Genomic DNA, 239 nt, shown 5'->3' on the forward strand with positions numbered 1-239 from the left:
TTCGTGGAGTTCGGTCGTCAGGGTGGTCTGGCGGGTGATGGTCGGTGCAAGGCGTTTGCGGAGGAGGCGGATGGTACGGGTTGGGGTGAGGGTGTGGGTGTGTTGCTGGTGGAGCGGTTGTCGGATGCTGTTGCTGCGGGTCGTCGGGTGTTGGCGGTGGTGCGGGGCAGTGCGGTGAATCAGGATGGTGCGTCGAATGGTCTGACGGCTCCGAATGGTCCGTCGCAGCAGCGGGTGAT

The 239-nt window shown here is 64.4% G+C and carries 1 protein-coding gene; it reads left to right on the top strand.

Annotation, left to right across the window (positions count from 1 at the left end; all coding sequences use genetic code 11):
- On the top strand, positions 1-239 hold a 239-nt coding region (locus tag BIV25_RS46155), incomplete at both ends, for a beta-ketoacyl synthase N-terminal-like domain-containing protein (protein ID WP_143076554.1).

It is taken from the genome of Streptomyces sp. MUSC 14, from assembly GCF_001866675.1.
Taxonomy (GTDB): Bacteria; Actinomycetota; Actinomycetes; order Streptomycetales; family Streptomycetaceae; genus Streptomyces.